This is a genomic window from Leucobacter sp. GX0328 (genome assembly GCF_053567315.1).
Genome location: NZ_JBSGPC010000001.1, coordinates 1,165,223 through 1,189,802, shown reverse-complemented (window position 1 = coordinate 1,189,802; position 24,580 = coordinate 1,165,223). Strand labels below are relative to the sequence as shown.

The window sequence follows — 24,580 nt, the reverse complement described above, 5'->3', positions numbered from 1 at the left end:
CTCAGCGGTCAGTAGGCCGCAGCAGCCGCCGCCTCGAGCCGCTGCATCGTGCCGTCGATATCGCTCGGGTTCTGGTAGAAAGCGATCATCTCCTGCCAGAAGCCCTGCCCGGGCGTGCCGCCGAAGGCGCTCGGCGTGAGGTCGGACATATCGAAGCGGAACACCTCGGCGCCGGTGAGCGCTTCGGCGATCTGACGCGACACGTCATCCGGATACAGCGAGGTGTCGACCGCCTGATTCGGCGAGGTCAGGCCGCCGTTGGGCACCCAGATCTCCGCCGCTTCCGGAGAAGCCAGATACTCCATCAGTGCGGAGGTGGCCCCGTCGTCCGTGAACTGCACGGCGACGTCTCCGCCGCCCATCACCACCGGTGCGGAGCCGTTCACCGCCGGGAAATCGTAGAACAGGGCATTCTCTCCCACGGTGGAATTGCCGTCATCCGCGATGTTGCCGGCGACGAAATCGCCCTCGTAGACGGTGCCGGCCTCGGGGTCGGCGCCGAATACTTCCGTGACGCTCGTGGGGAAGTCGCGCTGGTCACCGCCCGGCTGCACGAGATCGGTGCCCCAGAGCGAGGCCAGCACCTCGAGCGCTTCCTTGACCGAGGGGTCCGTCCACGGAATCTCGTGGTGGGTCAGCTGGTCGTACTTCTCGGGGCCGGCAGTGCGCAGATACACGTTCTCGAACCAGTCGGTCAGCGGCCACCCGACGTCGGCCCCGATCGAGATCCCGGAGTATCCGGCGTCGCTGACCAGACCCAGCTGGGTGAGGAAGTCGTCCCAGTCCTCCGGCTCGGAAGCTCCTGCCTCGTCGTAGATATCGGCGTTGTACCACATCGTCGACTTGTTCGCGCCCTTGAACCAGACGCCGTACAGTTCATCATCCACACTGCCCAGATCGAGCCACGACTGCGCGTAGTTCTTCTCCACCGCCGATTTCACGGAGTCTCCCAGCGGCTGGATGTCTCCGTTCTCCGCCAGCGACTGCATCAGGGCCGGCTGCCCCAGGACGGCGACGTTCGGCGGCGTTCCGCCCTCGAGCTGACCCTGGATATAGGTGGGTCCGTTGTCACCGAAGCTGGTGTAATCGACCTTCGCACCGGTGGCATCCTCGAACGCCCCGAGGACCGCCTCGAAGTTCTTCTGCTCGGCACCCGACCAGGCGGCCGCGATCGTGAGCGTCTCGCCCGAGAAGTCGCCATCGACCGCGACATCGTCGCCGCTCGTTCCGCCCGAGCACCCCGTCAGCACGAGCACCGCCGTTGCGGCGAGGGCGACCGATGTCACCCCGATGCTTCTCAGGGATCGGGCACGGCGTGGAATAGGTTGCGTGGACATGGCACTCCTTCACTCTCCTCGGTCGAAGACTCGTGGTCGACGAGCATCATGGAGAAGCAGTGCTGCTGGTGGAGAGCAACCCTGCTTCCGCATTTCACACTATCCAAGCCGCTGGCGGTACTCAATCGTCCGCCGAGAGCGTCACCCCACCGTTATCTGCGCGGCCGCGGTCGGGGCCTTCTCCGTGCCGGCCGGAGCGCGATAGACAGTGCTACGCCCAGCGTTCCTTGGGTGAGCGCCCCGAGGATCATGACCGCGATCACCGACGACCATGCCCCGCTCGACGCGGCGACCCACCCGGCGGAGAGAGAGCCGATGCCGCCGAGGAAGTACCCGACGACTTGCGTCAGGGCGGAGACTCGGGCGACCTGTACGTGGTCTTCGCCGATTGACGACAGCAGCGCGAGGGCAAAGGGGAACCCGCTCATCCCGATCCCGAGGAGCACTGCCCAGGCTTCCGGTGCCGCAGTCGGGGCGCTGAGGAGCCCGGTTGCGCCGGCTACGGCGCATGCGGTCGTGATCGTGATGCCCAGCACTCGGGTGGCATGCCGTGCAGCTGCGGGGACGGCGAGGGCGGTGGACGGGATTCCTACGGCCATCACGATTCCCAGCATGACCCCGGCACGCCTGTCGTCGATACCGCCGTCTGCGGCGATGAGCGGCAACCAGCCGATGATGGTGTAGCTGAGCACCGTCTGCAGCGCGAAGAATCCGAGCATGGGGAACGTGCCCCGTGGCCATCCGAGATTCGCGCCGGACGCGGTGGCACGATCTCGAGTCGGCGAGCCGGAGCGCTTGAGGGGTAAGGCGAGTGCCGATTGCGACTGGGATCTGGTGAGGGAGATCCACAGCACCCCCGCCGCCAGGGAGGGCAGTGCCCAGATCGCGAGGCCGACCGTCGGGAGCCCGAAGATTCTGGCCATCGGCAGAGCGAGGGCCGCGGCTACGGCTGCACCGAGGGCCATTGCGCTCGTGTATCCGGTCGTCGCGCGATGCGTGCGCCCTGCACACCATTCCCTGACGAGTGCCGGGAGGATGATATTGACCGCGGAGATGCCCGCGGCCGCACAGATGGTGCCCGCGACGATCGCGATTTCGTGCGGCACCGCACGGACGGCGAGCCCCAGAGTCAGCAGGGAGAGCGCCGCGGTCATAGTGGTCCGGATGCCCCACCGCCCGAGCAGAGGGAGCACCGCGAGCCCCGCGATCGCGAAGACGAATACCGGGGCGCTCGTGACGACCGTTGCTGAGAGGGGGGAGAGCGCGCCGGCGGCCTGGAGCTCGCCCAGGAGCGGGCTGGCCCCGGTGATGCCCAAGCGCAGGTTGAAGCCGAGGCAGAGCAGTACGAGCGTCGGCGCCGACTGAGACGCGAGCAGAGATGAACGGGAAGGCATGAAGATTCCGACAGACATTAGATGTTTGGATGTTTGATCGTTTGATAGTATCTGCCCATGACCCTTCCCGCAATTCCGCGCATGAACTTGAGCGACGGGGCTGCCGCCGCAATCCGGGCCGAGATACTCTCCGGGCGTTGGCCCGTCGGGAATGCGATCCCGGCGGAACCGGAGCTCGCTTCTCAGCTCGGAGTTTCGCGCGGCACACTACGCGAGGCGCTGCGGTCGCTGCAGTACGCCGGATTGCTCGAGATCCGCCGAGGCGACGGCACCTATGTGAGGTCCCGAAGCGAGGTCGGCACCGCCCTGGCACATGCGCAGCCGTCATTGCGAGACGTGCTGGAAGCGCGCGCTACGATCGAGCCCCAGCTCGCTCGACTCGCTGCCGAGCGAGCCAGTGCCGCCCAGATCGCACAGATTCGCGCGGCGCTCGAAGCCAGGAACGCCGCCGACGGCACCAGATGGGCCCGAGCCGATGCAGCATTCCACCGCGCGGTGGCCGAGGCGGCTTGCAGCCCGGTTCTGGAACAGGTCTATCTGGCTCTGCTGCCGCTGCTCGAAGAGTCGACGGATCTCGCGGCAAAGCGTCAGGGCTTCCGCAAGGACGACCCTCGGGGCCACCAGGAGCTGCTCGATGCGATCGAACGCAGAGACCCCCGGACCGCTTTCGAGAGTGCACAAGAGAATCTCACGGCCACTGAGGCCTGGTCGACGACCGCCGATGCCGTGTAGCTCGTCCGAGGGCTGAGCCCGCCCTCGCCGGCATGCGGACGTTTCCGGCGGCGCCGAGCCTCGACCGGGAGCTCGGAGACCGTCCGTCCGAGGCGGGTTACCGGCCCGAATCCTCGATCGCCTGCTCGAGGCGTTCGAGCTTTCCGTCGAGCTCGCCCGCGAAGCCCGGGCGGATGTCGGCCTTCATCACGAGCGATACGCGCGAGCCGAAGGGCATCACGGCCTCGGTCGCGCGCTTGGCGACGCCGAAGACCTCGTCCCACTCGCCCTCGATCTCGGTGAACATCGACGAGGTGCGGTAGGGCAGGCCGGAGGCCCGCACGACGCGGATCGCGGCGGCGACGGCCGCGGAGACGGAACCGTCGGCCTCGGGCGCCTGCCCGGATGCGCCGACACCGCTCGGGGCGACGGAGAATGCGAGAATCATGAGCCCTCCTGCAGTTGCACGGTGACCGGCCCCGTGCGCGGGGGCCGCTTCGAGAAGAACACGGTGACGATCGCGCCGAGCACGATGACCGCGAGGGGCAGCAGCATCGACTGCGCCATCGCGTCGGCGAAGCCCGGGCGCAACGGTTCGGGCAGGGCCCCGGCGGCCGCGTCGCCGAAGCCGCCGACCCCTGCGCCCGCGGCGCCGAGCTCCGCGGCGATGCGCGACGCCATGAGCACCGCGATGCCCGCGGAGCCCAGCACCGACCCGATCTGTCGGCTCGTGTTGTAGACGCCCGAACCGGCGCCGGCGAGCTCCATCTTGAGGTTGAACGTCGTGAGGTTCGCGAGCGGACCCCACATGAACGCGTTGCCGACGCCGAGCAGGGCGCTCGGGATCAGCAGCAGCACGATCGACGCGTCGGGCTTCAGCAGTACGTAGTATCCGGCGAGGCCGAGCGCCACGAGCACCAGACCGAGGATCGGGAGCCGGCGCGGGTCGCCGCGGTCGAGCAGCTTGCCGACGGGCTGCGCGAGCGCGATCGAGAGCACGGCCATCGGCACCATCATGAGCGCCGACTGGGTCGGGGTCTGCCCGAGCACGAGCTGCAGGTAGAACATGAGCGGGAGCGACATGCTGGTGACCGAGAAGCCGACCAGCACGATGGCGATGGAGCCGACCGAGAAGTTGCGATCCCTGAAGATCTGCAACGGCACGAGCGGCTCGCCCTTCTGCACCCGCTGCCAGATCACGAAGACGACGAGCACGACGATACCGGCGATGATGAGGCCCCACACCGAGATGGGCCCTCGGATGGTGCCCCAGTCGTAGCTCTCGCCCTCCTGGATGCCGAACACGAGCATGAACATGCCGATGCCCGAGAGCACGACGCCCACGAGGTCGAAGCGGTGCGCGCTCGTCTCGAGCACCGGCACATAGCGCAGCGCGAGCACGAAGGCGATGACGCCGACGGGCACGTTGACGAAGAAGATCCATTCCCAGCCGAGACCGTCGACGAGGAATCCGCCGAGGATCGGGCCGATGAGCGTCGCCACCCCTGCCGTGACGCCCCAGATCGCCATCGCCGCGCCGCGTTCGCGCGGGCCGAAGATGCGCGTGATGACCGTCATCGTCTGCGGCGTCATGATCGCCGCCCCCAGACCCTGGAAGACGCGGGCGATCACCAGCACCTCGATGGTCGCGGCGAACCCGCAGGCGAGCGACGACAGCGTGAAGACGGCGAGGCCCAGCAGGTAGATGCGACGCGGGCCGAAGCGGTCGCCCAGCCGGCCCGTGATGAGCAGGGGCACGGCGTAGGCGAGCAGGTAGGCGCTCGTCGCCCACAGCGTCGCGACCATGGTCGTGTCGAGCCCCCGCATGATGGACGGGTTCGCGACCGACACGATCGTGGTGTCGACGAGGATCATGAAGAACCCGAGCACCATCGACCACAGGGCCGGCCACGGGCGGATCTCGGGGCGGGCCTGCGAGGCTCCGGGCTGTGCGTTCACTCGTATCAGCCTAGCGTTCGCGAGCGGATTCGGCCCTATCGCGCTGCTCCTCAGTATTGTCTACGCTGAACAGGTGGACGCACCGGTACCCGACGCTCAGACCCGCCTCCCGCCGCCCGGCGGGTGGCGCACGTTCGCCCACGCGCTCGGCAACACCGCCGTCGCCGGCCTGGTCACGAACTTCCTCTGGTTCGCGGTCGTGTTCTGGGTGTACCTCGAGACGCGCAGCATCCTCGCCACCGGTATTCTCGGCGGGGCGTATATGCTCGCGCTGGCGGTGTGCTCGATGTGGTTCGGTTCGCTCGTCGACCGCACCCGCAAGCTGCGGGTGATGCGGCTGTCGGCCTGGTGCTCGCTCGTCGCGTTCACGATCGGGTGCACCATGTTCTTCCTCGTGCCCGCCGACGCGCTGCTCGCGCTCGACGGCCCGTGGTTCTGGGTGTTCACGCTCGTCGTGCTCGCCGGGTGCGTCGTCGAGCTGCTGCGCAGCCTGGCGCTCTCGACGCTCGTCACGCTGCTCGTGCCCGTCGAACGGCACGCGAACGCGAACGGTCTCGTCGGCACCGTGCAGGGGCTCGCGTTCATCGTCACGAGCGTGTTCAGCGGCATCTCGATCGGGCTGCTCGGCATGGGGCCGACGATGCTGATCGCGACCGCCCTGACCGCGCTGCCGCTCGCGCACCTCTACCTGCTGCGCATCGAGGAGGCGGAGACCGTGCCCGAACCGGGGAGCGGCGCCGTCGACTTCCGCGGCGGCATGGCCGCGATGCGCGCGGTGCCCGGGCTCTTCGGCCTCATCCTCTTCTCGATGTTCAACAACCTCGTCAGCGGCGTGCACATGGCGCTGCTCGACCCGTACGGCCTCACCCTGTTCTCGGTCGAGATGTGGGGCATCGTGTTCGGCATCGCCGGCACCGGCTTCATCGCGGGCGGCGCGCTCGTCGCCCGGTTCGGGCTCGGATCGAACCCGGTGCGCACCATGCTCGTCGCCGTCGGCGTGCTCGGCATCGTCGGTTCGGTGCTGGCGCTGCGCGACTGGGCGTGGCTGTTCATCGCCGGCATCTGGGTGTTCATGCTGCTGATGCCGGCGATCGAGGCCGCCGAGCAGACGGTGATCCAGCGGGTCGTGCCGTTCGAGAAGCAGGGCCGCGTCTTCGGCCTCGCGATGACCTTCGAAGCAGCGGCGGCCCCGCTCACCTCGTTCCTCATCGCGCCCGTCGCCGAGTTCTGGATCGTGCCGTACATCGAGAGCGCGGCGGGCCGCGACCGCTGGGAGTGGCTCCTCGGCGACGGTGCGGGAAGAGGCATCGCCTTCATCTTCTTCTGGGCGGGCCTCGTCGTACTCGCCGCAGCCGTCGCGGCCTTCGCGACCCGCACCTACCAGGTGCTGGTGCGCAGCTTCGCCGGGTCGGGGGGGGGAGAAAACCCGAGTNCTTCGCCGGGTCGGGCGCGGAACCCGACTCGGGTTCCGCGCCCGGCTCCGTCACCCCCTGATGGCGTCGGCCAGCTTCACTCGCGCCCCGGTGCGAAGGATCGAATTGCTGTAGATGCGCGCCCCGATCCACAGCACCGCCGCGATCGCGAGGCAGAGGATGCCGAGCGACAGGATGGGCTCCCACCACTCCGCCGTACCCAGGTAGAGCCGCATCGGCATGCCGACGGGCGCCGAGAACGGGATATAGCTCATGATGGCGAGCGCCTGCGGATTGTCGTTGAAGATGATGACGGCGACATAGGGCAGCATCACGAGCATCATGACCGGGCTCGTGACCGATCCGATGTCCTCCTGCCGCGACACGAGCGATGCGAGCGCGGCGTAGAGGCCGGCGAGCAGCACGAAGCCGAACGCGAAGAGAATGCCGAACCAGATCAGCGACGATCCGAGTTCGCCGAGCAGCAGGTCCTGCCCCGTGGCGAGCATGCCGATCGAGGCGAGCGACGCGATCGCGACGACCTGAGCGAGGGCGAGGACCGAATTGCCGAGGATCTTGCCGGCGAGCATGGTGCGGGCCGACACGGTCGCGAGGAGGATCTCGACGATGCGGGTCTGCTTCTCTTCGACCACGCTCTGCGCGATCGTCGTGCCGAAGGTCACGGCGCTCATCATGAAGACGATGCCGAAGCCGATCGCGATGATGTAGGCGAGCGCCGGATTCGTGCCTGAGGGCTCGAGCAGCTCGACCGACGGGGCGGCGGTGAGCGACTGGATCACGCCCAGCGGGGCCTCGTCCTTCGCGAGCACGGTCAGGTCGAGGGGCGTGTCGCCTCCCGGTACGACTGCCGCATCGACCTCGCCGTCGAGCACGAGCCGCTCGGCCGCCGCACGATCGTCGACGGTGCGCCAGTCGAACGGCAGCATCTCGACCGTGTCGGCGAGCTCGTGCGTCGTCGCGACCGTCGTCGACTCGTCCGAGCCGCCGAAACCGCCGAAGCCGCCCGACTTCGCCATGAAGCCGCTGAAGAGCACGCTCGCGAGCACGAGCAGCAGCAGGATGCCGGTCGAGATGAGGAACGCCTTGCTGCGCAGACGCGTCGTGATCTCGCGCTCGGCGACGAGCCAGGCGCCCTGCGCCCCGCTCAGCGGTCGGGCGGCGGTACGAGTCTGCATGGTCCGGGGCTGCGCGTTCATCGCACGACCTCCTTGAAGATCTGGGCGAGCGAGGGGGTGACGGGGCCGAAGCGGAGCACGCGGTTGAGCGCGGGATCCCCCGCCGCCCCGCCGTCGACCGCGCGCGCGAGCACCTGCTGCGCGGCGCCGTCGGAGTCGGCCTCGAAGCGGGCGAGCCCGCCGTCGAGGTGGGTGACGGCGATGCCGGGTTGGTCGCGCACCCAGCCGGCGTCGCTCTGCGGGCCCGCCATCTCGAGCTCGAACTCGCGCCCCGAGTGCTCGGCGCGCAGCGCCTCGCGCGATCCCTGTGCGAGGATCTTGCCGCCGCCGATGACCACGACATCGTCGCAGAGCCGCTCGACGATATCGAGCTGGTGCGAGGAGAAGAGCACGGGCGCGCCCTGCGCTGCGTAATCGCGCAGCACGCCGAGCACGACGTCGACCGCCATCGGGTCGAGACCCGAGAACGGCTCGTCGAGCACGAGCGCGACGGGCCGGTGCACGAGGGCGGCCGCGATCTGCGCGCGCTGCTGGTTGCCGAGAGACAGGCTCTCGAGGGTGTCGTTCGCGCGCTCGCCGAGGCCGAGCTGCTCGACGAGCCCCTGCGCCGACGTCTTCGCGTCGGCCGCGGCCATGCCGTGCAGGCGCCCGAGGTAGACGAGCTGCTCGAGCACCCGCATCTTCGGGTAGAGCCCCCGCTCCTCGGGCATGTAGCCGAATCGCGCGCGGTCGCCCGCCGTGATCGGCTCGCCGTCGAGCCTCACCTCGCCGCTGTCGGCCGACAGCACCCCGAGAAGGATGCGCATCGTCGTGGTCTTCCCCGCGCCGTTGCCGCCGACGAAGCCGGTCATGCGGCCGCCCGACACGTCGAAGCCGACGTCGTCGAGCACGCGCCGGTCTCCGAAGCTGCGTGAGATGCCTGAGATCTCGATCATGTCGCCTCTTTCGTCACTCGTTCCGTACTGGTATCCAGGCTAGGAGGGGCGACGGTGCACTCGCCTCCGCCCGTCGGCGGAACCGCATCCGCCTCGCGAGTGATCCGGGGCCTCCGCCCACGATCTACGCTGGAAGCATGTTCTCCTTCAACGGCAGCGGTTGGGCCCGGCCCGGCCCGGGGCCCGAGCAGCTCCGCATCGATGTCGGGATAGCCCTGGTGCTCGCCGTGGCCTCCCCCGTCGTCGGCCTGCTCTACGTGCGCACCGGCATCTACGGCGCCGAAGCCGACTACGCCGCGCCGTGGGTGTGGGCGGTCGGCATCGGCCTCTCCACCCTCCCCCTCGCGCTCCGGCGCCGGTATCCGATCGCCGTCTCGCTGCTCGTCTCGATCGGCTTCTTCGTGTGCGGTCAGTACGGGGTGCCCGACCTGCTGGTCGTGCAGATCAGCATGTTCCTCGCCCTCTACACCGTGGGCGCGTGGGGCCGCGACCGGCGGGCGGCCCTCTACGCGCGGCTCGGCATCACCGGGACGATGCTCGTCTGGCTCGTCGTGAACCTCATCATCTCGTCGGCCGACGCCGAATCCTTCCCGGGGCTCGCCCGCTCGGGCATCTTCTCGGCCTTCGCTACCTTCGCGGCGATCCAGATCATCACGAACCTGCTCTACTTCGGGGCGGCGATCCACTTCGGCGAGCGCGCCTGGCGCGCCGCCCGTGCGCAGGCCCTGCTCGAAGCGCAGGGGCGCGAACTCGAGCTCGAGCGCCGCACGGGGGCCGCTCAGGCCGTGGCACTCGACCGCGTCGCCATCGCGCGCGAACTGCACGACGTGGTCGCCCACCACGTCTCGGTGATGGGCATCCAGGCGAGCGCGGCGCGGCGCCTGCTGGGGCGCGACGTCGAACGCGCCGAGGCATCGCTCGAGATCGTCGAGTCGAGCGCTCACGCGGCGATCGACGAGCTGCGCAGTCTCGTGCGCACGCTGCGCACCCCTGAGACCGACGATGCCTCGACGACCATCGGCATCTCGCACCTGCCCGCCCTCATCGCCGAATCGCAGCAGGCCGGCGTGCCCACGACGCTCATCACGATCGGCGAACACCGGCCGCTGCCGATGCTCGTCGACGTCGCCTTCTACCGCGTGGTGCAGGAGGCGCTGACGAACGTGCGCAAGCACGCGGGCCGGGGCGCCGAGGCGACGGTGCGGCTGCGCTTCAACACCGCCTCGGTGGAGATCGAGGTCTCGGACGACGGAGTGCAGCGGCGCCTGGCCTCGCCCGGGCTGCGCGGCGGCGCCCCGCGCGGGTCGGGTCTCGGCCTGCGCGGCATGCGCGAGCGCATCGGCGCGGTGGGCGGCGAGGTGCAGGCTCGGCAGCGCGAGCACGGCGGCTTCATCGTGCGCGCGACGGTGCCCACCCGCGATACGTTCCCGGTACCGGGCGAGCCCGCACCGGCGGTGCGGGAACACGAACACGAACAAGAAGAGAGCCGCGCATGATCCGAGTACTGCTGGTCGATGATCAGGAGCTCGTGCGCTCCGGATTCCGAATCATCCTGGAATCCGAGCCCGATATCGAGATCGTCGGCGAGGCGGCGAACGGCATCGAGGCGGTGGCACTGGCGGCCGATACGGCGCCCGATGTGGTCTGCATGGACGTCGAGATGCCCGAGATGAACGGCATCGAGGCGGCGCGGCGCATCCTGGCGGCGAGCGCCGACGGCGCGGCCCCCGCGATCCTGATCCTCACCACCTTCGGGCACGACGAGTACCTGTTCGATGCCCTGGCGGCCGGAGTGAGCGGCTTCCTGCTGAAGGCCTCGCGGGCGGAGCAGCTGATCGACGCGGTGCGCACGCTCGAGCGGGGCGAGGCGCTGCTCGGCCCGGCCGTGACGCGCGCGGTGATGACGCGGGCGGCGGCGAGCGAGGCCCCGAGCACGTCGGCCGCGACCGGTACCGCCACGGGCGTCGCCGAACGGGTCGAGGCGCACGCGCAGACGGCGGGCCTCACCGAGCGCGAACGCGAGGTGCTGGCGCTCGTCGCCGAGGGCCGCTCGAACGGCGAGATCGCCCAGGCGCTGTTCCTCGGCGAGGCGACGGTGAAGACGCACGTGTCGAATCTGCTGCAGAAGATGGGGGCGAGGGATCGCATTCAGCTCATCGTCTGGGCGCACACGGGCGAGGGCTCCTAGGCCGCCCGACGGGCCGGATCGCCTATCCGAGTCGCGGGGCGCCGCCCGGCACGGGGAGACGGCGCGCGACGCGGTGCTCGAGCCCGAGGCGCACGCCCGGCCAGTCGTGCTCGGTGATCGAGAACACCACGGTGTCGCGGACGTAGCCGGGGCGCCGCATGTGCGCGCGGAGCACGCCGTCCTGATGCGCGCCGAGCCGCGCGATGGCCGCGCGCGACTGGTGATTGAGGAAGTCGGTGCGGAATTCGACGGCGAGGCAGCCCCAAACGTCGAAGGCCTGCGTGAGCAGCAGCAGCTTCGATTCCGCGTTCGTGCCGGAGCCGTGCGCGCTCGCTCCGTTCCACGTGGAACCGATCTCGACGCGCGGCGCAGCCGCGTCGATGTTCATGAACGTCGTCATGCCGATGACGCTCCCCGTGTCCGTGCGCCGGGCGGTGAACGGGATCATCGACCCCTGTCGCTGCAGCTCGAGCCGCCGCTCGATCTCGGCCTCCATACCCTCGGGTGCCGGGATGTTCGTGTACGGGTTGCGCCAGATCTCGCCGTCGAGCGCCGCGGCGCTCAGGCCCTCGAGGTGTTCGAGCCGCAGCGGCTCGAGGGTCACGAGGCGGCCGGCGAGCGCGCCGGGATGTTCGAGCGTCATGCCCTCATTCTGCACCCGCGCGGGTGCGCCGCACCACCCTCGGCCGCGGGGCTCCGGGCACCGTCACGGACGTTGCGCCCCAGGCAAGCACCTGCGCACCTCGACCCAGGTGTCGAGCTCCCCTGCCAGGAGCCCGGCGAGTTCTCGCGCCCGCGCATGGGTGTCGACCTTCACCGCCCAGACGCGTCGCAGCGGCTTGCCGGCCTCGTTGTACCAGCCCGCGCGCGACTCGCCGCCCGGCCCGACCACCTCGGCGAGCTCGTCGTCGTCGAGCACCTCGGTCCATTCGAGTTCGGAGGTCGCCGCGAGGTCGTCTTCGAAGCGCGCGAGGAAGCCGACAACCTCCTCGACCCAGGCCGGCCCGCGCGCGATGAACGCCGCATTCGTCCCGTGAGCCAAGAGCATGTACCGCATGGTCGCCTCCCGTCTGCCGGGCTGCGCCGAGTTCGCGCCCGGGTCCCTCCATCGTGGCACGAAGGCGTCGCGGCGTCGAGGGTCGTGCGCCGCGCCGCCGCGTGATTCCGCGTATCCGCCCCCGCACGGTGCGGGCCGCGCAGTAGTCTGGTGCCGTGGACCGTCGCATGTTCCTGTCAGCCGCTCTCGCCGCCTCTGCGCTGAGCCTGTCGGCGTGCGCGAGCCCCGAGCCCGGCGCCGAGCGGGTGCCGACCGGCTCCGCGCCGAAGCCGACGACACCGCCGCCCGCTCCCCCGACGGCGGCTCCGCCCGTGGCCGAAGACCCCGAGATCACCGGGCCGCCGGTGCCCGATGAGCCGCCGGTGCGGGAGGTCGCGCCGCAGTTCGATGCGCCGCACGGGCCGTTGAACTCGCTGCCGCCCGAGGTGGGCAATCAGTTCGCCTGGACGGTCGACGACGGGGCGAGCCCGGATGTCGTGATGGCGTACGCGCAGTTCGCGCAGCGCACCGGCCACCGCATCACCTTCTTCGTCAACGGCATGTACGCCGACTCCTGGGTCGCGGCGGCCCCCGTGCTCGCCCCGATGATCGCGAGCGGGCAGGTGCAGATCGCGAGCCACACCTACTCGCACCCGTCGCTCACGAGCATCGGCGACGCGCAGATCCAAGACGACCTCATGGCCAATCACGCGTTCATCGAGCAGACCTTCGGCGTCGACGCCCGACCCTGGTACCGGCCGCCCTACGGCAACCGCGACGCGCGCACCGACGCCGCGGCCGCGGCCGTCGGGTACACGACCCCGGTCATGTGGAACGGCTCGATCGGCGATTCCGGGCTCATCCCGCCCGCCGTGCTGCTGCAGGAGGCCGAGCGGTGGATACAGCCCGCGAGCATCATCCTGGGGCACGCGAACGCGCAGACCGTCGTCGACCTCTTCGACCACCTCATCGACATGATCAACCGCAAAGGCCTCGAGTCGGTCACGCTGAACGACGTGTTCCGCACGGCGTAGGGCCGCGCGGAACACGTCCGCTTGTTTCAGGCGGCGAAGGGGTCGGCGATGCCGACGTAGACCGTCTCGAGGAATTCGAAGATGCCCTCGGCACCGCCTTCACGCCCGAGCCCCGACTGCTTGACACCGCCGAACGGCGCCGCCGGGTTCGAGACGAGGCCGGTGTTCATGCCGAGCATGCCGGTCTCGATGCGTTCGGCGAGACGGAGCGCCCGGTTCAGGTCGCGCGTGTAGGCGAAGGCCACGAGGCCGTACTCGCTCGCGTTCGCGAGAGCCACGGCTTCGGATTCATCGCTGAACGACACGATCGGCGCGACCGGCCCGAAGATCTCCTCCTGCAGAATGCGAGCGTGAGCCGGCACGCCGGTGAGCACCGTCGGCGGGTAGAAGAACCCCTCGCCCTCGGGCACCGCGCCGCCGATCTCGACGGTCGCGCCCTCGCCCGCGGCCTCGCGGACGAGCTCGTCGACCTTGTCGCGAGTGGCCGCATCGATGAGCGGGCCGATCGTGACGCCCTCCTCGATGCCCGGCCCTTGCACGTAGGCGGCCATGCGGGCGCTCAGCTTCGCACTGAACTCCTCGATGACGCTCTCGTGCACGAGCATGCGGTTGGCGGCGACGCAGGCCTCGCCACCGTTGCGCAGCTTGGCGACGAGCGCGCCCTCGACCGCGGCGTCGACGTCGGCGTCTTCGAAGACGATGAACGGCGCATTGCCGCCGAGCTCCATCGACACCTTGAGGATCTGCTCTGCGGAGTCGCGGATGAGGCGCTTGCCCACCTCGGTCGATCCCGTGAACGAGAGCTTGCGCAGACGCGGGTCGGCGATGATCGGACCGGTGACCTTGCCCGCACTCGCGGTCGGGATGACGTTGACAACGCCGGCGGGTACGCCGGCCTCTTCGAGGATCGCCGCGAAGTAGAGCGCCGTGAGCGGCGTCTGCGATGCCGGCTTCAGCACCGAAGTGCAGCCCGCCGCGAGCGCCGGAGCAATCTTACGAGTCGCCATGGCGAGCGGGAAGTTCCACGGGGTGACGAACATGCACGGTCCGACCGGGCGGTGCAGCACCATCAGACGGTTCTTCCCATCGGGCGAGGTGGTGTAGCGGCCGTCGATGCGCACGGCCTCCTCCGAGAACCAGCGCAGGAACTCGGCGCCGTAGGCGACCTCGCCCAGCGACTCCGCGAGGGGCTTGCCCATCTCGAGCGTGATGATACGCGCCAGCTGCTCGCGGCGCTCGATCGTCAGCTCGAAGGCGCGGCGCAGGATCTCGCCGCGCTCGCGGGGGGCGGTGGCAGCCCAGGCCTCCTGGGCCGCAACCGCGGCATCGAGCGCTGCGGCCCCGTCCGAGACGGTGGCGCTCGCGACATTCGCGATCAGTTCGCCGGTGGCCGGGTTGAGCACGTCGAGCGTGGCACCGCCTTCGGCGTCCCGCCATTCGCCATTGATGTACAGACCGGTGGGGGTGTTCTCGGGGAGGGTGTTCACGCTGCGGCCTCCTCGGCGACGGTCCGCGAGCCGTCGGCGGGGTCGAGCCGCAGCTCTTTCCCGATCAGGTCCTCGTAGAGCTTGAACGGCGTCATCTCGCCGGCGCGCTCGCCATAGCTGCGACGGGCCCGCCGGAACACCTGCTCGACCAGTGCGGAGAGCTCGCTCGACACGCCGACGGAGCGCGCCAGGTCGATCGACAGCCCCAGATCCTTGCATGCGAGGGCGATCGCGAACCCTTCGTCGTAGTCGCCGTGCTCGAGGATCGACAGCACGTCGTTCTCGAGGAAGTTGCTGTTCGCGGGGCTCGCGATGAGCGAGCGGCGCAGCACGTCGAGGTCGACGCCGGCCTCGGTGCCGATGGCGAGCACCTCGGCGGTCGCCACGACGTGCGAGAACCACAGCTGATTGATCATCAGCTTCACCGCGTAGCCGGCGCCGTGGCGGCCGACGTTGATGATCCGCTCGGGGTCGCCCATCGCACTGAAGACGGGGAAGAGCTCGGAGAAGTCCTCGGGCTCGGCGCCGACGAAGATCTGCAGGCGGCCGTTCGCCGCCCCCACCGACATGCCGCTGACCGGCGCATCGATCACGCGGATGCCGCGCGCGGTCGCCTCGTCGCGAATGCCGTCGGCGACCTCGGGAACCGAGGTGGACATGTCGATCCAGGTCTTGCCGCTCGAGAGACCGGCGAGGATGCCGTCCTCACCGCTCAGCGCGGCCTGCACGATACGCGGCGTCGGCAGCATCGTGATGACGATGTCCGAGCGACGGGCGAGATCGGCAGCGGTATCGGCCCACTCCGCCCCGCCTGCGATGAGGGATTCTGCGGCTTCGCGGCGCAGGTCGGTGACGACCAGCTTGTAGCCGTTCGCCTGCAGGTTGCGGGTCATGCCCGAACCCATATTGCCCAGGCCGATGAAACCGATGACCGGCGTAGGGACTGTCTCAGCGTGCGACATCTGCGCTGACCTCCTCGGAAGGCGTGTAGAAGGGGTTTCGGGGGGCATTGCGGGCGGCCACGACATCGGCCGCGGTCGGCGTGTTCTTCGCGCCGGCTTCGAGTGCGCGGCGGGTGGCTTCGCGGTTGTTCCGGTAGATCGCATCGAGGTCGTCGGTCTCGGGGTTCACCCAGACGGCGACGATGAGTGCATGCGTATCGGTGGTCGACTCGGGGATGACGCCCTCGGCGACGGCGTCGGCGACACCGGCGGCGACGCCGGCCTGGGCCGGGCCCCAGATGGCCGTGCCGTGGAGGTCGTTCGCGGGTGAGGCCTTCGCGACGAACAGTGTCATCGGCTTCACGGGCAACGACGGCTGCAGCACCGCGACGAAAGGCACGAAGCCCTCGCTCGGGCTGGCGAGCGCGGTCGCCCACGCGGTGCCGACGGGGCCCTGGCGTTCGCCCAGCACCGTATTGATGTGCGCGGCGTTCACTCCGTCACCGACGAAGCTCTCGCCGAGCTGAATGTTCTCCGTCATCGGATCTCACTCCCTCAGATCGGCCGCTCGAAAGCGGCATTGCTGTCTTATCAGGGACACCGTACGAAGCGAGCCACGATATGCGCAATTAATGTTGCGCATATGGGGCCAATGCGCCACACTGAACAGATCCAGAAACCGAACCGATCGGTCCCATGTCCTCCACGCCTTCGACGAGCACCCCTCGACTCCGCGTACAGCCGCGCACGAACGCCGCCGGGCTGGGGCGCGACATCGAGCTGCTCGAACTGCTCGCGAACGACTCCTCGGTGCGGTCGGGCGGCACCGGCGTCACCGAACTCGCGCGCCTCACCGGTCGCAGCAAGACCGCGGTGTCGCGCGCGCTCGCCACTCTGGCCGCAGCAGGCCTCGTCGCCCGCGACGCCGACACCGGCCGGTACACCGTCGGGTCTCGCATCTTCGCCCTCGCGGCCCGGACCGCCGAGGCCGGGCTCGTGCGGCTCGGGCGCCCGGTACTGCGTGGGCTCGTCAGGGCCACCCATGAGACGAGCCACCTCTGCGTGCTCGCGCACGGCAACGTGCTGACGCTCGCCAGCGAGATCAGCCCCCACGAGCTGAGATCGGCCGGATGGGAGGGCGTCACCACGGCCGCGTGGCGCACCTCATCCGGGCGCGCGCTCATCAGCGACTGGGACGAGGCCTCGCTGCAGGCCTGGTTCGCCGAGCACGGCAGTGACGAGTCGGTGATCGATCGGGAGGCATTCGACCGCGAATCGAACCCGTTCTTCCTCCTCGAAACGCCCCCGCCGGCGCGCACCCGCGTCACGAACTACGCATCGCTGCACGAGGAGATCCGGGGCATCCGGCGCGACGGATACGCCATCATCGATGGCGAGTTCGAGGACGGCGTGATCGGTGTTTCGGCGCCGGTGCTCGATCACACGGGCCGCATCGTCGCCGCGCTCAACGTGAGCGGGCCGAAGAACCGCCTGGAGCCCAAGGTCGAAGCCCTCGCGAACATCATGCGGCAGGCGGGTGCGACGCTGTCGCAGACTCTCGGCGCGCACGGCTGACGCGCATCGCGAGGCGCCGCATCAGCGGTAGATCGCGTGCAGACGCGGCAGCAGCTCCCGGTAGCGCTCGCGCACGGCGGCATAGGCCTCGACCCAGGCCGGGTCCGGAGCCACGCGCACATCCACACGCACCATCGCGGCGACGGCCGAATCGAAATCGGGGTGGATCCCTGTAGCCACGGCCGCGCAGATTGCGGCCCCCATACCGGCGGCATCGGTGAGTACGGGCCGCCGCACCGGCACGCCGTACACCCCCGCGAGAATGCGGAGCATGAGCGCGGAAGACGCGCCGCCACCGGTGACGACGAGCTCGCCGAGATCGCGCCCCAGAGCCTCGAAGGTACGATCGGCGCCCTCTGCCGATGCGATGGCAAGGGCTTCGAGGATCGCTCTGAATACGTGGAAGGTGCCCTGGGTACCGTCGAAGCCGACGATGGCCCCGCGGCGTTCTGGAGCATCGCTCGGAGCGAGCCAGTCGAGGCCGACGACGAGGCCCCCCGAACCGACGGGCACGGATTCGGCGCCGATGCCGAGCTCGTGCTCGGAGGCCGCTCCGCCTGCGCCCGAGATCAGATCGCGGTACCAGCTGACCGTCCACATGCCTCGGCGCACGCCGTCGCTCTCGTACAGGTAGCGGCCGGGCTCCGCCCCGAAGTTCACCCAGTAGGCGTCATCGGCCGAGGCACTCTCACGGCCGACCGTCATCGCGGCGACATAGGTGCCGAGCGAGAGCAGGGCATCGTGCTGGGAACGCAGGCCCGCCCCGAGCGCCTCGACCGCCTTGTCGTTCGCGGTGGCGATCACCGGCAGCCCGACCGGCAGGCCGGTCTGCGCGGCCGCCTCGTCGGTGACCGTTCCCAGCACTCCACCCGGACGGACCAGATCGAACAGCATGTCCCGATGCATGCCGGTGCGCTCGTAGTCGGCCGGGTCCGTGCTCCAGTCCCAGGTCAGCGTATCGATCGGCCAGACGCCCTGGTAGTTGCCGGCCGCATCCCGCAGCTCCCCGGTGAGCCGGTGCGCGATGTAGCCGGAGGAGGTCGTGACGTATCGCACATCGGCACTCTCGGCCTCGTGCGCCCGAGACACCCGCTCGTCCATCCAGCTCATGACCGGCTGGGCGAGCGTTCCGTCATCGCGCAGCGCGGCACGGCAGAAGCGGATCGTGCAGAGACCGAGCCCGCGGATCTCGGCGGGGTCGCCCGCGAAGCCCGCGAGAGCACCGCGCACGGCCTCGACGATCGACTCCCACAGGTCGTCGCCCGGGTGCTCCCAACGGCCCGGGGCCGGAGCGTCGTACGGGCGCAGCGCCACTCGAGCGCTCGCGTGCACGACCCCGTCGGGGTCGATGATCGAGACCTTGGTGCTCTGCGAGCCGTTGTCGACGGCGACCACGTAGCCTGACATCACGAGATCGGGAAGATGGTCCCGGTGTTCATGATGCCGTTGGGGTCGAACTGCCGCTTCAGCCCCTCCAGCAGACGGTAGGCGCTGCCGTGCTCCTCGAGCGTCCACGGAGTGCGGTACTTGCCGATGCCGTGGTGATGCACCATCGAGCCGCCGAAGCGCAGCGCCTCCTCGACCACGATCGCGTTGATGGGCTCGTGGTACTCGGTGATCTCGTCGCGAGGCTCGCAGGAGATGTTGTAGTCGTACACGAAATAGAGGTTCGTGCCGGTCTGGTAGCTGTGCGAGGAGTGCCCGCCGAGCATGGTGAGGTCAGCTGCGTGCGAGAATTCGGTGCGCACGCGGCGCATCACCGATTCGAAGAGATCCTCGACGTTCGACCAATCGACCGAGACCTCGGTGGTGTAGCCGAGATGGGCCTTCTCGAGCATGGCCCGCTTCTCAGCATCGATCTTGTCCTGACCCCAGTTGAGGTTCTCGAACCACTGCTCGATGAGCGCGGTCTCGACCTTCTCGTGCGGGATGCCGGCGAAGATCTCCTCGATACCGTCGGCGGTGGCATCGGCGACGCCCTTCGGGCCTTCGGCGACGAGAACCACGACGGCGCGGCCGTTTGCGAAGTGCGAGAAGTGCTGGGCGGCGTCTTCTTCCGAGTAGGCGCGCGCCACCGAAGGGCGGTAGCCCTCCACTATGACCCGGCGCAGCCCGTCTGCACCCGCGGGCAGCGAGTCGACGAGATAGCCGAGGAAGCGGAGGTTCTCGGGCTGATACTTGAAGATCTTCACCGTGACTTCGGTGATGTAGCAGAGCGCACCCTCGTTGCCGATGACGATGTGGCGGATGTCGGGGCCGGCAGCACGGCGCGGCACGTTCTTGATGCGGCTGACCTCCCCTCCCGGGAAGACCGCCTCGAGGCCGACCACCATATCCTCGATGCCGCCGTAGAGCGTCGAGAACTGGCCGATGGAGCGGGTCGCGACGAGGCCGCCCATCTGGGCGATCGGTTTCGACTGCGGCGAGTGTCCCGTGGTGAAGCCCTGCGCACGCAGTTCGTCCTCCAGCACCTGCAGCGGCACCCCGCACTGCACCGTGGCCATCATGTCGACGGCGTTGATGTCGAGGATGCTGTTCATGTGCGAGCCGTCGAGCACGATCGTGTTCTCGACGATGGTCTCGAGGCCGCCCTCAGTGGCGGTGCGCCCCGTGCGGGGCACGACATTGATGAGATGCTCATCGGCGAAGGCGAGTACCGCTGCGACGTCCTCGGTGGATCGGGCATTCACGATGGCCGCGGGGATCGGGCCGTCGAAGATGCCGTGCACGGCCGTGTACTTCTTGAAACGGTCGACGCTCGCCTCGCGCAGCTCCTGTTCGTCGGTGATGACCTGGCCGGCGTCGACGAGTGCTTCGAGGCGCGAGACGATCTCGGCGCGGTCGAGGCCCGAACGCGATGTAACCATGGGAATCGTGATCCTGTTCTGTTTGATCGTGGGGTGGGTGCGGAGATTCCGCGAGCGGTCCTGCGGCGATCCCTGTCGGGATCAGCGCACCAGATAGCCGCCGTCGACGGTCAGCACGTGACCGGTGACGAAGTTCGATGCGGGGCTCGCCAGGAAGACGGCGGCGCCCATGAGATCGGCGACATCGCCCCAGCGGCCCGCCGGGGTGTGGTCGATGATCCGGTTGTTGGTCTCGGGGTTGGCGCGGGTCTCCGCCGTGAGGGGGGTGGCGAAGTAGCCGGGGGCGATCGCGTTGACCTGGATGCCCCTGCCGCCGAGCTCATCGGCGTAGGCCTTCGTGAAGCCGACGATGCCGTGCTTGGTGGCCGCGTAGGCCGGCGAGCCGAGACCGCCCAGGAAGGAGAAGAGCGAGGCGATATTGATGATCTTGCCCGAGCCCTGCGCGATCATGCGCTTCGCGGCCTCGCGGCCCATCTCGAACGCCGCCGTGAGGTTCACGGCGACCATCGGATCCCACTGCCCACGACCGAAGTCCTCGACATCGGCGACACGACTGATGCCCGCCGAGTTCACGAGGATGTCGATGCCGCCGAGCTCCGCGACGCAGTGCTCGATCGCACGCGCAGGGGCGCCGGGGCCGGTGATATCGATCGCCAGTTCCGCATAGCCGCGGCCTTCGGCGCGCACGAGTTCCGCGGTCTCGCCGCCGTCGTCGAAGAGCCCCGGGACGAAGACATCGGCGCCCGCTTTTGCCAGCGCGAGCGAGAAGGCCTGGCCGAGGCCGGTGTTTCCCCCTGTCACCACGGCCTTCTTCCCGGCGAGCGAGAAGAGGTCGAGGGAGAAATCGGTGATGTTCACTATCGTTCCTTAGAAGTGAGGGGTGAACCCGAGGGCGACGGGCATGAGCGCGCCGCCCCCGGATCGTGAGACCGTCAGATCAGGCCTTCTTCTTCGAGCCAGTCGAGGGCCACATCCTGCGGATCCTCGCCATCGACGTCGACCTTCGCATTGAGGCTCTGCATGACCTCGGTGGTGAGCTTCTGGCTCACGACGTCGATGATGTCGGCGATCGCGGGGTACTCATCGAGCGTCTCCTGCTTCAGCGTGAAGGCGCCCTGGTAGCTCGGGAAGAATTCCTTGTCGTCCTCCATCACTACGAGGTTCAGCGCGGGGATGCGGCCGTCGGTCTGGAAAACCTCGCCGAAGTTGCAGTCGTCCCCCTTCTCGGCGGCGGTGTAGATGACACCGGTGTCGAGCATGGTCACGTTCGACTCGGGCGCCTTGAAGCCATAGGCCTCCTTGAGGCCGGGCCAACCGTCGTCGCGCGTGGAGAACTCGCTCTCGATGCAGAAGGTCTGGTCGGCTTCGGGCAGCGCCGCGACGTCGCTCAGCGTCTTGACGCCGAGCTCGTCGGCCTCGCTCTCTCGGATCGCGAAGGCGTAGGTGTTGTTGAACCCTGCGGGCTCGAGCCAGGCGATGCCGTTCTTCTCGAGGTCGGCGTCGCGCACGGCTTCGAACTGCGCCTCGGCGCCCTGCACGGGCTCGGTGTTGCCGAGGTAGGTGACCCAGCCGGTGCCTGTGTACTCCCAGTAGCCGACGAATTGATCGTTCTCGAGCGCCTGACGGGTGTTCGCCGAACCGACGAGCTTCGTGTTCGCCTTGAGGTCGGCGCCGTGCGCATTGAGCAACTCGGTGGTGATGTGGGCGAGGATGTACTGCTCCGAGAAATCCTTCGCACCGATCTCGCCGGTGAGGCCCGCGAGATCGTCGCCGCCCTCGGCCGAGTTGTTGCCGCCGCCGGAGCAACCGGTGAGGAGGAGCGAGCCTGCCGCAAGTGCGGAGAAAGCTGCGAGAGCCATCTTTCGTTTCTGCATGATGTGGTTGCCTTTCGTTGATGTATGCGGAAGAGCCCGCGGCTATGCGCCGCGCGGCTTGAGAACGTCTTCGACGAGGCCGGCGGCCCAGTCGATGAGCACGGCGATGCAGGCGACAAGCACGGCGCCCACGACGAGCACCGGGTAGCGCTGCAGTTTCAGGCCGTTGACGATCATGTCGCCGAGACCGCCCGCGTTGATGAAGGTTGCGACGGTGGCCACGCCGACGGCGAAGACGAGTGCGGTGCGAAGTCCTGCGACGATGACGGGCGAGGCGAGCGGCAGTTCGATCCGGCGCAGCACCTGCGCGGGGGTCATGCCCATGCCTCGCGCGGATTCGCGCACGTTCGGGTCGACCTGCTGCAGACCGGTGATCGTGTTGCGCAGCACCGGCAAGAAGGAGTAGATGACGAGGGCGACGAGCGCGGTCGCGAAACCGGTCTTCCAGATGATCGCGAGCAGGATGACGACGCCGATGGCTGGGGTGGCCTGCCCGATGTTCGCGATGCCGATGATGATGCCGTTGAACATGCGGGACTTCGAACGGCTCACGGCGATCCCTGCAGGGATCGCGAGCACCGCGACCAGTACGGCTGCACAGATCGAGAGCACCAGGTGCTCCCAGATGCGGCGCGAGATGTACTCGGCGTTCAGCGTGCGCGCCTCGATGGAGTCGAGGCTGAGCAGCGAGATCCAGATGTAGGTGAGGATCAGCACACCGGCGACCACGATCAGCGGCAGGCAGCGCTTCACGATCGCGCCGGCACGACCCTTCTTGCGCGGCGTCGCTGCGGCGGTCGAAATCGCCATCGTCGGTGATGGAGTGACCTGCTGGGACATGATCAGCCCTCCGCTTCGGCGGGGTGCCGGGCGCCGGGCACCCCGGCGCCGAGCACGGCGGAGATTGCGGCGTAATCGAGCGAGCCAACCGGTCGCTTCCCCTCAGTCACGTTGATGCGCGGCGCACCGGTGAAGACGAGATGGTCGAGGGCCTCTCGCAGCGAGTCGGTGACCGCGACAGTCGATGTCGGTGCGGACCGATCAACCGGCCCGAGGCGGGCGTCGCCCGTGGGGATGAGTGCGAGGCGCTTCAGCGCAGCGCCCTCGCCGATGAACGAGGCGACGTATTCGTTCGCAGGATTCTGCAAGATGTTTGCGGGGGTGTCGAACTGCTCGATCCTGCTGCGCTCGCTCAGCACGGCGATGCGATCGCCCATGCGGATAGCCTCCTCGAAGTCGTGCGTGACGAAGATAATCGTCTTGCCGATCTCGGCCTGCAGGCGCAGGAATTCGGCCTGCAGCTTCTCGCGCGTGATCGGGTCGGTCGCTCCGAAGGGCTCGTCCATGAGCATCACAGGCGGATCCGCGGCAAGCGCACGGGCGACGCCGACGCGCTGCTGCTGGCCGCCAGAGAGCTGGCGCGGGTAACGGTTCGCGAAGACGCCGGGATCGAGCTGCACGGTTTCGAGGAGCTCCTCGACCCGTTCCTTGATCCGGTCTTTCGACCAGCCGAGGAGGCGCGGCACCGTGGCTATGTTCTCGGCGATGGTGAAGTGCGGGAATAGACCGATCTGCTGGATGACGTAGCCGATGTGGCGTCGCAGATCATTGGCGTCGAGCGAGAGCACATCGTTGCCATCAATGCGGATGGAGCCCGAGGTGGGTTCGATGATGCGGTTGATCATCTTCATCGTGGTCGTCTTGCCGCAGCCCGATGGGCCGACGAACATGATGAGCTCACCGGGCTCGATGCTCATGGAGAAGTCTTCGACCGCGGGAGTGGTCTGCCCGGGGTAGAGCTTGGTGACGCTGTCGAGTTCGATCGACGCGCCGCCCTGGCGGGAGGCGAGAGCGGAGAGAATGCCGGTATTCGTTGAGTTGTCAGGCACGGAGACCCCTTGATGTCGTGAAGCGGGAGATGAGCACGAAGACACCGTCGAGCACCAGCGCGAGGAGGATGACGGCGACGGTGCCGGTCAACGCGTAGTTGAGGGCGTTCTTCGAGCCGAGAGAGGACAGCCCCTTGAAGATGTATTCGCCGAGGCCGGGGCCGGCGACGTAGGCGGCGATCGCGGCGATGCCGACGGTGAGTTGGGCCGCGACACGCACGCCTGCCAGAATGACGGGCCAGGCGATCGGCAGCTGTATCAGGAGGAGCACGCGGGCCGGGCCCATGCCGACGCCTCGGGCCGCTTCGAGCACCGAGACCGGCACCTCGCGGAGGCCGACGACGGTGTTGCGCACGATCGGCAGCAGCGAGTAGAAGACCAGTGCGACGACTGTCGGGAGCCAGCCGAGACCGAGCACGGGGCTCAGCAGTGCCAGCAGGGCAAGCGATGGGATGGTGATCGCTACGGCTGAAGCGGTAATGACCGCGGAGCGGGCGAAGCGCCGGTTCCGCACGGCGATGCCGAGCCCGATGCCGATGACCGTGGCCAGGGCGAGCGAGATCAGAACGACGACGAGGTGGTCGACCACGAGGTCGACGATGTCGTCGGAGCGTCGCGAGAGAAAGGTCATCAACCCATCGAGATCGAATCCGGTCAAGGATCGGCCTCCTGTCTCTTCGTCGAGTGATTGCGTCGGGTGACTGTCTCCAAGATACGAGTCGTTGACAAATAGACATACACGGTT

The 24,580-nt window shown here is 68.6% G+C and carries 23 protein-coding genes and 1 pseudogene; 6 read left to right on the top strand and 18 right to left on the bottom strand.

The window, feature by feature from the left end; genetic code table 11:
- Nucleotides 1–8 precede the first annotated feature (8 nt).
- Entirely contained in the window at nt 9–1,337 is a 1,329-nt protein-coding gene (locus ACUYTF_RS05480) for an ABC transporter substrate-binding protein (RefSeq protein ID WP_449279432.1), read from the bottom strand.
- A gap of 152 nt (nt 1,338–1,489) precedes the next feature.
- Nucleotides 1,490–2,731 carry an MFS transporter gene (locus ACUYTF_RS05475; protein WP_449279431.1) on the bottom strand — a complete coding sequence of 414 codons (1,242 nt, stop codon included), beginning with the start codon at nt 2,729–2,731 and terminating at the stop codon, nt 1,490–1,492.
- 57 nt (nt 2,732–2,788) lie between these two features.
- Between ACUYTF_RS05475 and ACUYTF_RS05470 the strand changes: the two genes are divergently transcribed.
- Entirely contained in the window at nt 2,789–3,463 is a 675-nt protein-coding gene (locus tag ACUYTF_RS05470; RefSeq protein WP_449279430.1) for a FadR/GntR family transcriptional regulator, read from the top strand.
- 97 nt (nt 3,464–3,560) lie between these two features.
- Here the strand turns inward: ACUYTF_RS05470 and ACUYTF_RS05465 are convergent, their stop codons facing one another.
- Together ACUYTF_RS05465 and ACUYTF_RS05460 are read right to left on the bottom strand one after the other, a co-directional pair.
- Nucleotides 3,561–3,890, bottom strand: a complete 330-nt coding sequence (locus tag ACUYTF_RS05465; protein ID WP_434142176.1) for a thiamine-binding protein — start codon at nt 3,888–3,890, stop codon at nt 3,561–3,563.
- Nucleotides 3,887–5,335, bottom strand: coding sequence for a DHA2 family efflux MFS transporter permease subunit (locus ACUYTF_RS05460; RefSeq protein WP_449279429.1), 1,449 nt, complete (start codon nt 5,333–5,335; stop codon nt 3,887–3,889). Before ACUYTF_RS05460 ends, ACUYTF_RS05465 begins: the two co-directional genes overlap by 4 nt.
- Between ACUYTF_RS05460 and ACUYTF_RS05455 the strand changes: the two are divergent.
- Nucleotides 5,247–6,833, top strand: a pseudogene (locus ACUYTF_RS05455) (MFS transporter); the annotation flags it as partial. The gene ACUYTF_RS05460 and the pseudogene ACUYTF_RS05455 sit on opposite strands and share 89 nt — an antisense overlap.
- A gap of 51 nt (nt 6,834–6,884) precedes the next feature.
- Here the strand turns inward: ACUYTF_RS05455 and ACUYTF_RS05450 are convergent.
- Nucleotides 6,885–8,030 (bottom strand): ABC transporter permease, encoded by a 1,146-nt coding sequence (locus ACUYTF_RS05450; RefSeq protein WP_449279428.1) that lies wholly within the window; start codon nt 8,028–8,030, stop codon nt 6,885–6,887.
- On the bottom strand, nt 8,027–8,944 hold the full coding sequence (locus tag ACUYTF_RS05445; RefSeq protein WP_434144590.1) for an ATP-binding cassette domain-containing protein: 918 nt from the start codon (nt 8,942–8,944) through the stop codon (nt 8,027–8,029). The genes ACUYTF_RS05450 and ACUYTF_RS05445 overlap by 4 nt, the downstream gene beginning before the upstream one ends.
- 137 nt (nt 8,945–9,081) lie before the next feature.
- On the opposite strand from ACUYTF_RS05445, the gene ACUYTF_RS05440 reads away from it, so the two are divergent.
- A complete protein-coding gene (locus ACUYTF_RS05440; protein WP_449279427.1) occupies nt 9,082–10,440 on the top strand; it encodes a sensor histidine kinase in 1,359 nt (452 codons plus the stop codon).
- Entirely contained in the window at nt 10,437–11,132 is a 696-nt protein-coding gene (locus ACUYTF_RS05435; RefSeq protein WP_449279426.1) for a response regulator, read from the top strand. The genes ACUYTF_RS05440 and ACUYTF_RS05435 overlap by 4 nt, the downstream gene beginning before the upstream one ends.
- Before the next feature lie 22 nt (nt 11,133–11,154).
- On the opposite strand, the gene ACUYTF_RS05430 is transcribed toward ACUYTF_RS05435, so the two are convergent.
- Nucleotides 11,155–11,775, bottom strand: coding sequence for a GNAT family N-acetyltransferase (locus ACUYTF_RS05430; protein WP_434144586.1), 621 nt, complete (start codon nt 11,773–11,775; stop codon nt 11,155–11,157).
- A 63-nt stretch (nt 11,776–11,838) separates the two neighbouring features.
- A complete protein-coding gene (locus ACUYTF_RS05425) occupies nt 11,839–12,180 on the bottom strand; it encodes a hypothetical protein (RefSeq protein ID WP_449279425.1) in 342 nt (113 codons plus the stop codon).
- Nucleotides 12,181–12,344: 164 nt separating this feature from the next.
- Between ACUYTF_RS05425 and ACUYTF_RS05420 the strand changes: the two genes are divergently transcribed.
- A complete protein-coding gene (locus ACUYTF_RS05420) occupies nt 12,345–13,202 on the top strand; it encodes a polysaccharide deacetylase family protein (RefSeq protein WP_449279424.1) in 858 nt (285 codons plus the stop codon).
- 26 nt (nt 13,203–13,228) lie between these two features.
- On the opposite strand, the gene ACUYTF_RS05415 is transcribed toward ACUYTF_RS05420, so the two are convergent.
- From ACUYTF_RS05415 to fae, 3 genes are read right to left on the bottom strand one after another with little or no spacing between them, the layout of a single operon-like run.
- Nucleotides 13,229–14,689 carry an NAD-dependent succinate-semialdehyde dehydrogenase gene (locus ACUYTF_RS05415; RefSeq protein ID WP_434144582.1) on the bottom strand — a complete coding sequence of 487 codons (1,461 nt, stop codon included), beginning with the start codon at nt 14,687–14,689 and terminating at the stop codon, nt 13,229–13,231.
- Nucleotides 14,686–15,651 (bottom strand): NAD(P)-binding domain-containing protein, encoded by a 966-nt coding sequence (locus ACUYTF_RS05410; protein WP_434144581.1) that lies wholly within the window; start codon nt 15,649–15,651, stop codon nt 14,686–14,688. The genes ACUYTF_RS05415 and ACUYTF_RS05410 overlap by 4 nt, the downstream gene beginning before the upstream one ends.
- Nucleotides 15,638–16,171, bottom strand: a complete 534-nt coding sequence (gene fae / locus ACUYTF_RS05405) for a formaldehyde-activating enzyme (RefSeq protein WP_434144579.1) — start codon at nt 16,169–16,171, stop codon at nt 15,638–15,640. Before fae ends, ACUYTF_RS05410 begins: the two co-directional genes overlap by 14 nt.
- A 155-nt stretch (nt 16,172–16,326) precedes the next feature.
- On the opposite strand from fae, the gene ACUYTF_RS05400 reads away from it, so the two are divergent.
- Nucleotides 16,327–17,205, top strand: a complete 879-nt coding sequence (locus tag ACUYTF_RS05400; RefSeq protein WP_434144577.1) for an IclR family transcriptional regulator domain-containing protein — start codon at nt 16,327–16,329, stop codon at nt 17,203–17,205.
- A gap of 21 nt (nt 17,206–17,226) precedes the next feature.
- Here ACUYTF_RS05400 and ACUYTF_RS05395 read toward each other — a convergent pair whose 3' ends face one another.
- From ACUYTF_RS05395 to ACUYTF_RS05365, 7 genes are all read right to left on the bottom strand, one after another.
- Entirely contained in the window at nt 17,227–18,612 is a 1,386-nt protein-coding gene (locus ACUYTF_RS05395; RefSeq protein ID WP_449279423.1) for an FGGY-family carbohydrate kinase, read from the bottom strand.
- The gene (locus ACUYTF_RS05390; protein ID WP_434144574.1) at nt 18,612–20,072 is read right to left on the bottom strand and encodes an FAD-binding protein; all 1,461 of its coding nucleotides are present in this window, start codon (nt 20,070–20,072) and stop codon (nt 18,612–18,614) included. Before ACUYTF_RS05390 ends, ACUYTF_RS05395 begins: the two co-directional genes overlap by 1 nt.
- Nucleotides 20,073–20,153: 81 nt before the next feature.
- Nucleotides 20,154–20,930 carry an SDR family oxidoreductase gene (locus tag ACUYTF_RS05385; protein ID WP_449279422.1) on the bottom strand — a complete coding sequence of 259 codons (777 nt, stop codon included), beginning with the start codon at nt 20,928–20,930 and terminating at the stop codon, nt 20,154–20,156.
- A 74-nt stretch (nt 20,931–21,004) separates the two neighbouring features.
- Nucleotides 21,005–21,931: a glycine betaine ABC transporter substrate-binding protein gene (locus tag ACUYTF_RS05380; RefSeq protein WP_449279421.1), complete on the bottom strand. Its 927-nt coding sequence runs from the start codon at nt 21,929–21,931 to the stop codon at nt 21,005–21,007.
- Between the two features lie 57 nt (nt 21,932–21,988).
- A complete protein-coding gene (locus ACUYTF_RS05375) occupies nt 21,989–22,756 on the bottom strand; it encodes an ABC transporter permease subunit (protein WP_434144570.1) in 768 nt (255 codons plus the stop codon).
- A 32-nt stretch (nt 22,757–22,788) separates the two neighbouring features.
- Nucleotides 22,789–23,835 carry an ABC transporter ATP-binding protein gene (locus tag ACUYTF_RS05370; protein ID WP_449279420.1) on the bottom strand — a complete coding sequence of 349 codons (1,047 nt, stop codon included), beginning with the start codon at nt 23,833–23,835 and terminating at the stop codon, nt 22,789–22,791.
- Nucleotides 23,828–24,466: an ABC transporter permease subunit gene (locus tag ACUYTF_RS05365; protein WP_434144567.1), complete on the bottom strand. Its 639-nt coding sequence runs from the start codon at nt 24,464–24,466 to the stop codon at nt 23,828–23,830. Before ACUYTF_RS05365 ends, ACUYTF_RS05370 begins: the two co-directional genes overlap by 8 nt.
- Nucleotides 24,467–24,580 lie beyond the last annotated feature (114 nt).

Excerpts from the sequence above, each read along its gene's own strand:
- ACUYTF_RS05480 (WP_449279432.1), bottom strand. The coding sequence starts at position 1,337 with ATGTCCACGCAACCTATTCCACGCCGTGCCCGATCCCTGAGAAGCATC.
- ACUYTF_RS05475 (WP_449279431.1), bottom strand. The coding sequence starts at position 2,731 with ATGCCTTCCCGTTCATCTCTGCTCGCGTCTCAGTCGGCGCCGACGCTC.
- ACUYTF_RS05470 (WP_449279430.1), top strand. The coding sequence starts at position 2,789 with ATGACCCTTCCCGCAATTCCGCGCATGAACTTGAGCGACGGGGCTGCC.
- ACUYTF_RS05465 (WP_434142176.1), bottom strand. The coding sequence starts at position 3,890 with ATGATTCTCGCATTCTCCGTCGCCCCGAGCGGTGTCGGCGCATCCGGG.
- ACUYTF_RS05460 (WP_449279429.1), bottom strand. The coding sequence starts at position 5,335 with ATGGTGCTCGGGTTCTTCATGATCCTCGTCGACACCACGATCGTGTCG.
- ACUYTF_RS05450 (WP_449279428.1), bottom strand. The coding sequence starts at position 8,030 with ATGAACGCGCAGCCCCGGACCATGCAGACTCGTACCGCCGCCCGACCG.
- ACUYTF_RS05445 (WP_434144590.1), bottom strand. The coding sequence starts at position 8,944 with ATGATCGAGATCTCAGGCATCTCACGCAGCTTCGGAGACCGGCGCGTG.
- ACUYTF_RS05440 (WP_449279427.1), top strand. The coding sequence starts at position 9,082 with ATGTTCTCCTTCAACGGCAGCGGTTGGGCCCGGCCCGGCCCGGGGCCC.
- ACUYTF_RS05435 (WP_449279426.1), top strand. The coding sequence starts at position 10,437 with ATGATCCGAGTACTGCTGGTCGATGATCAGGAGCTCGTGCGCTCCGGA.
- ACUYTF_RS05430 (WP_434144586.1), bottom strand. The coding sequence starts at position 11,775 with ATGACGCTCGAACATCCCGGCGCGCTCGCCGGCCGCCTCGTGACCCTC.
- ACUYTF_RS05425 (WP_449279425.1), bottom strand. The coding sequence starts at position 12,180 with ATGCTCTTGGCTCACGGGACGAATGCGGCGTTCATCGCGCGCGGGCCG.
- ACUYTF_RS05410 (WP_434144581.1), bottom strand. The coding sequence starts at position 15,651 with ATGTCGCACGCTGAGACAGTCCCTACGCCGGTCATCGGTTTCATCGGC.
- fae (WP_434144579.1), bottom strand. The coding sequence starts at position 16,171 with ATGACGGAGAACATTCAGCTCGGCGAGAGCTTCGTCGGTGACGGAGTG.
- ACUYTF_RS05400 (WP_434144577.1), top strand. The coding sequence starts at position 16,327 with ATGTCCTCCACGCCTTCGACGAGCACCCCTCGACTCCGCGTACAGCCG.
- ACUYTF_RS05395 (WP_449279423.1), bottom strand. The coding sequence starts at position 18,612 with ATGTCAGGCTACGTGGTCGCCGTCGACAACGGCTCGCAGAGCACCAAG.
- ACUYTF_RS05390 (WP_434144574.1), bottom strand. The coding sequence starts at position 20,072 with ATGGTTACATCGCGTTCGGGCCTCGACCGCGCCGAGATCGTCTCGCGC.
- ACUYTF_RS05380 (WP_449279421.1), bottom strand. The coding sequence starts at position 21,931 with ATGGCTCTCGCAGCTTTCTCCGCACTTGCGGCAGGCTCGCTCCTCCTC.
- ACUYTF_RS05375 (WP_434144570.1), bottom strand. The coding sequence starts at position 22,756 with ATGGCGATTTCGACCGCCGCAGCGACGCCGCGCAAGAAGGGTCGTGCC.
- ACUYTF_RS05365 (WP_434144567.1), bottom strand. The coding sequence starts at position 24,466 with ATGACCTTTCTCTCGCGACGCTCCGACGACATCGTCGACCTCGTGGTC.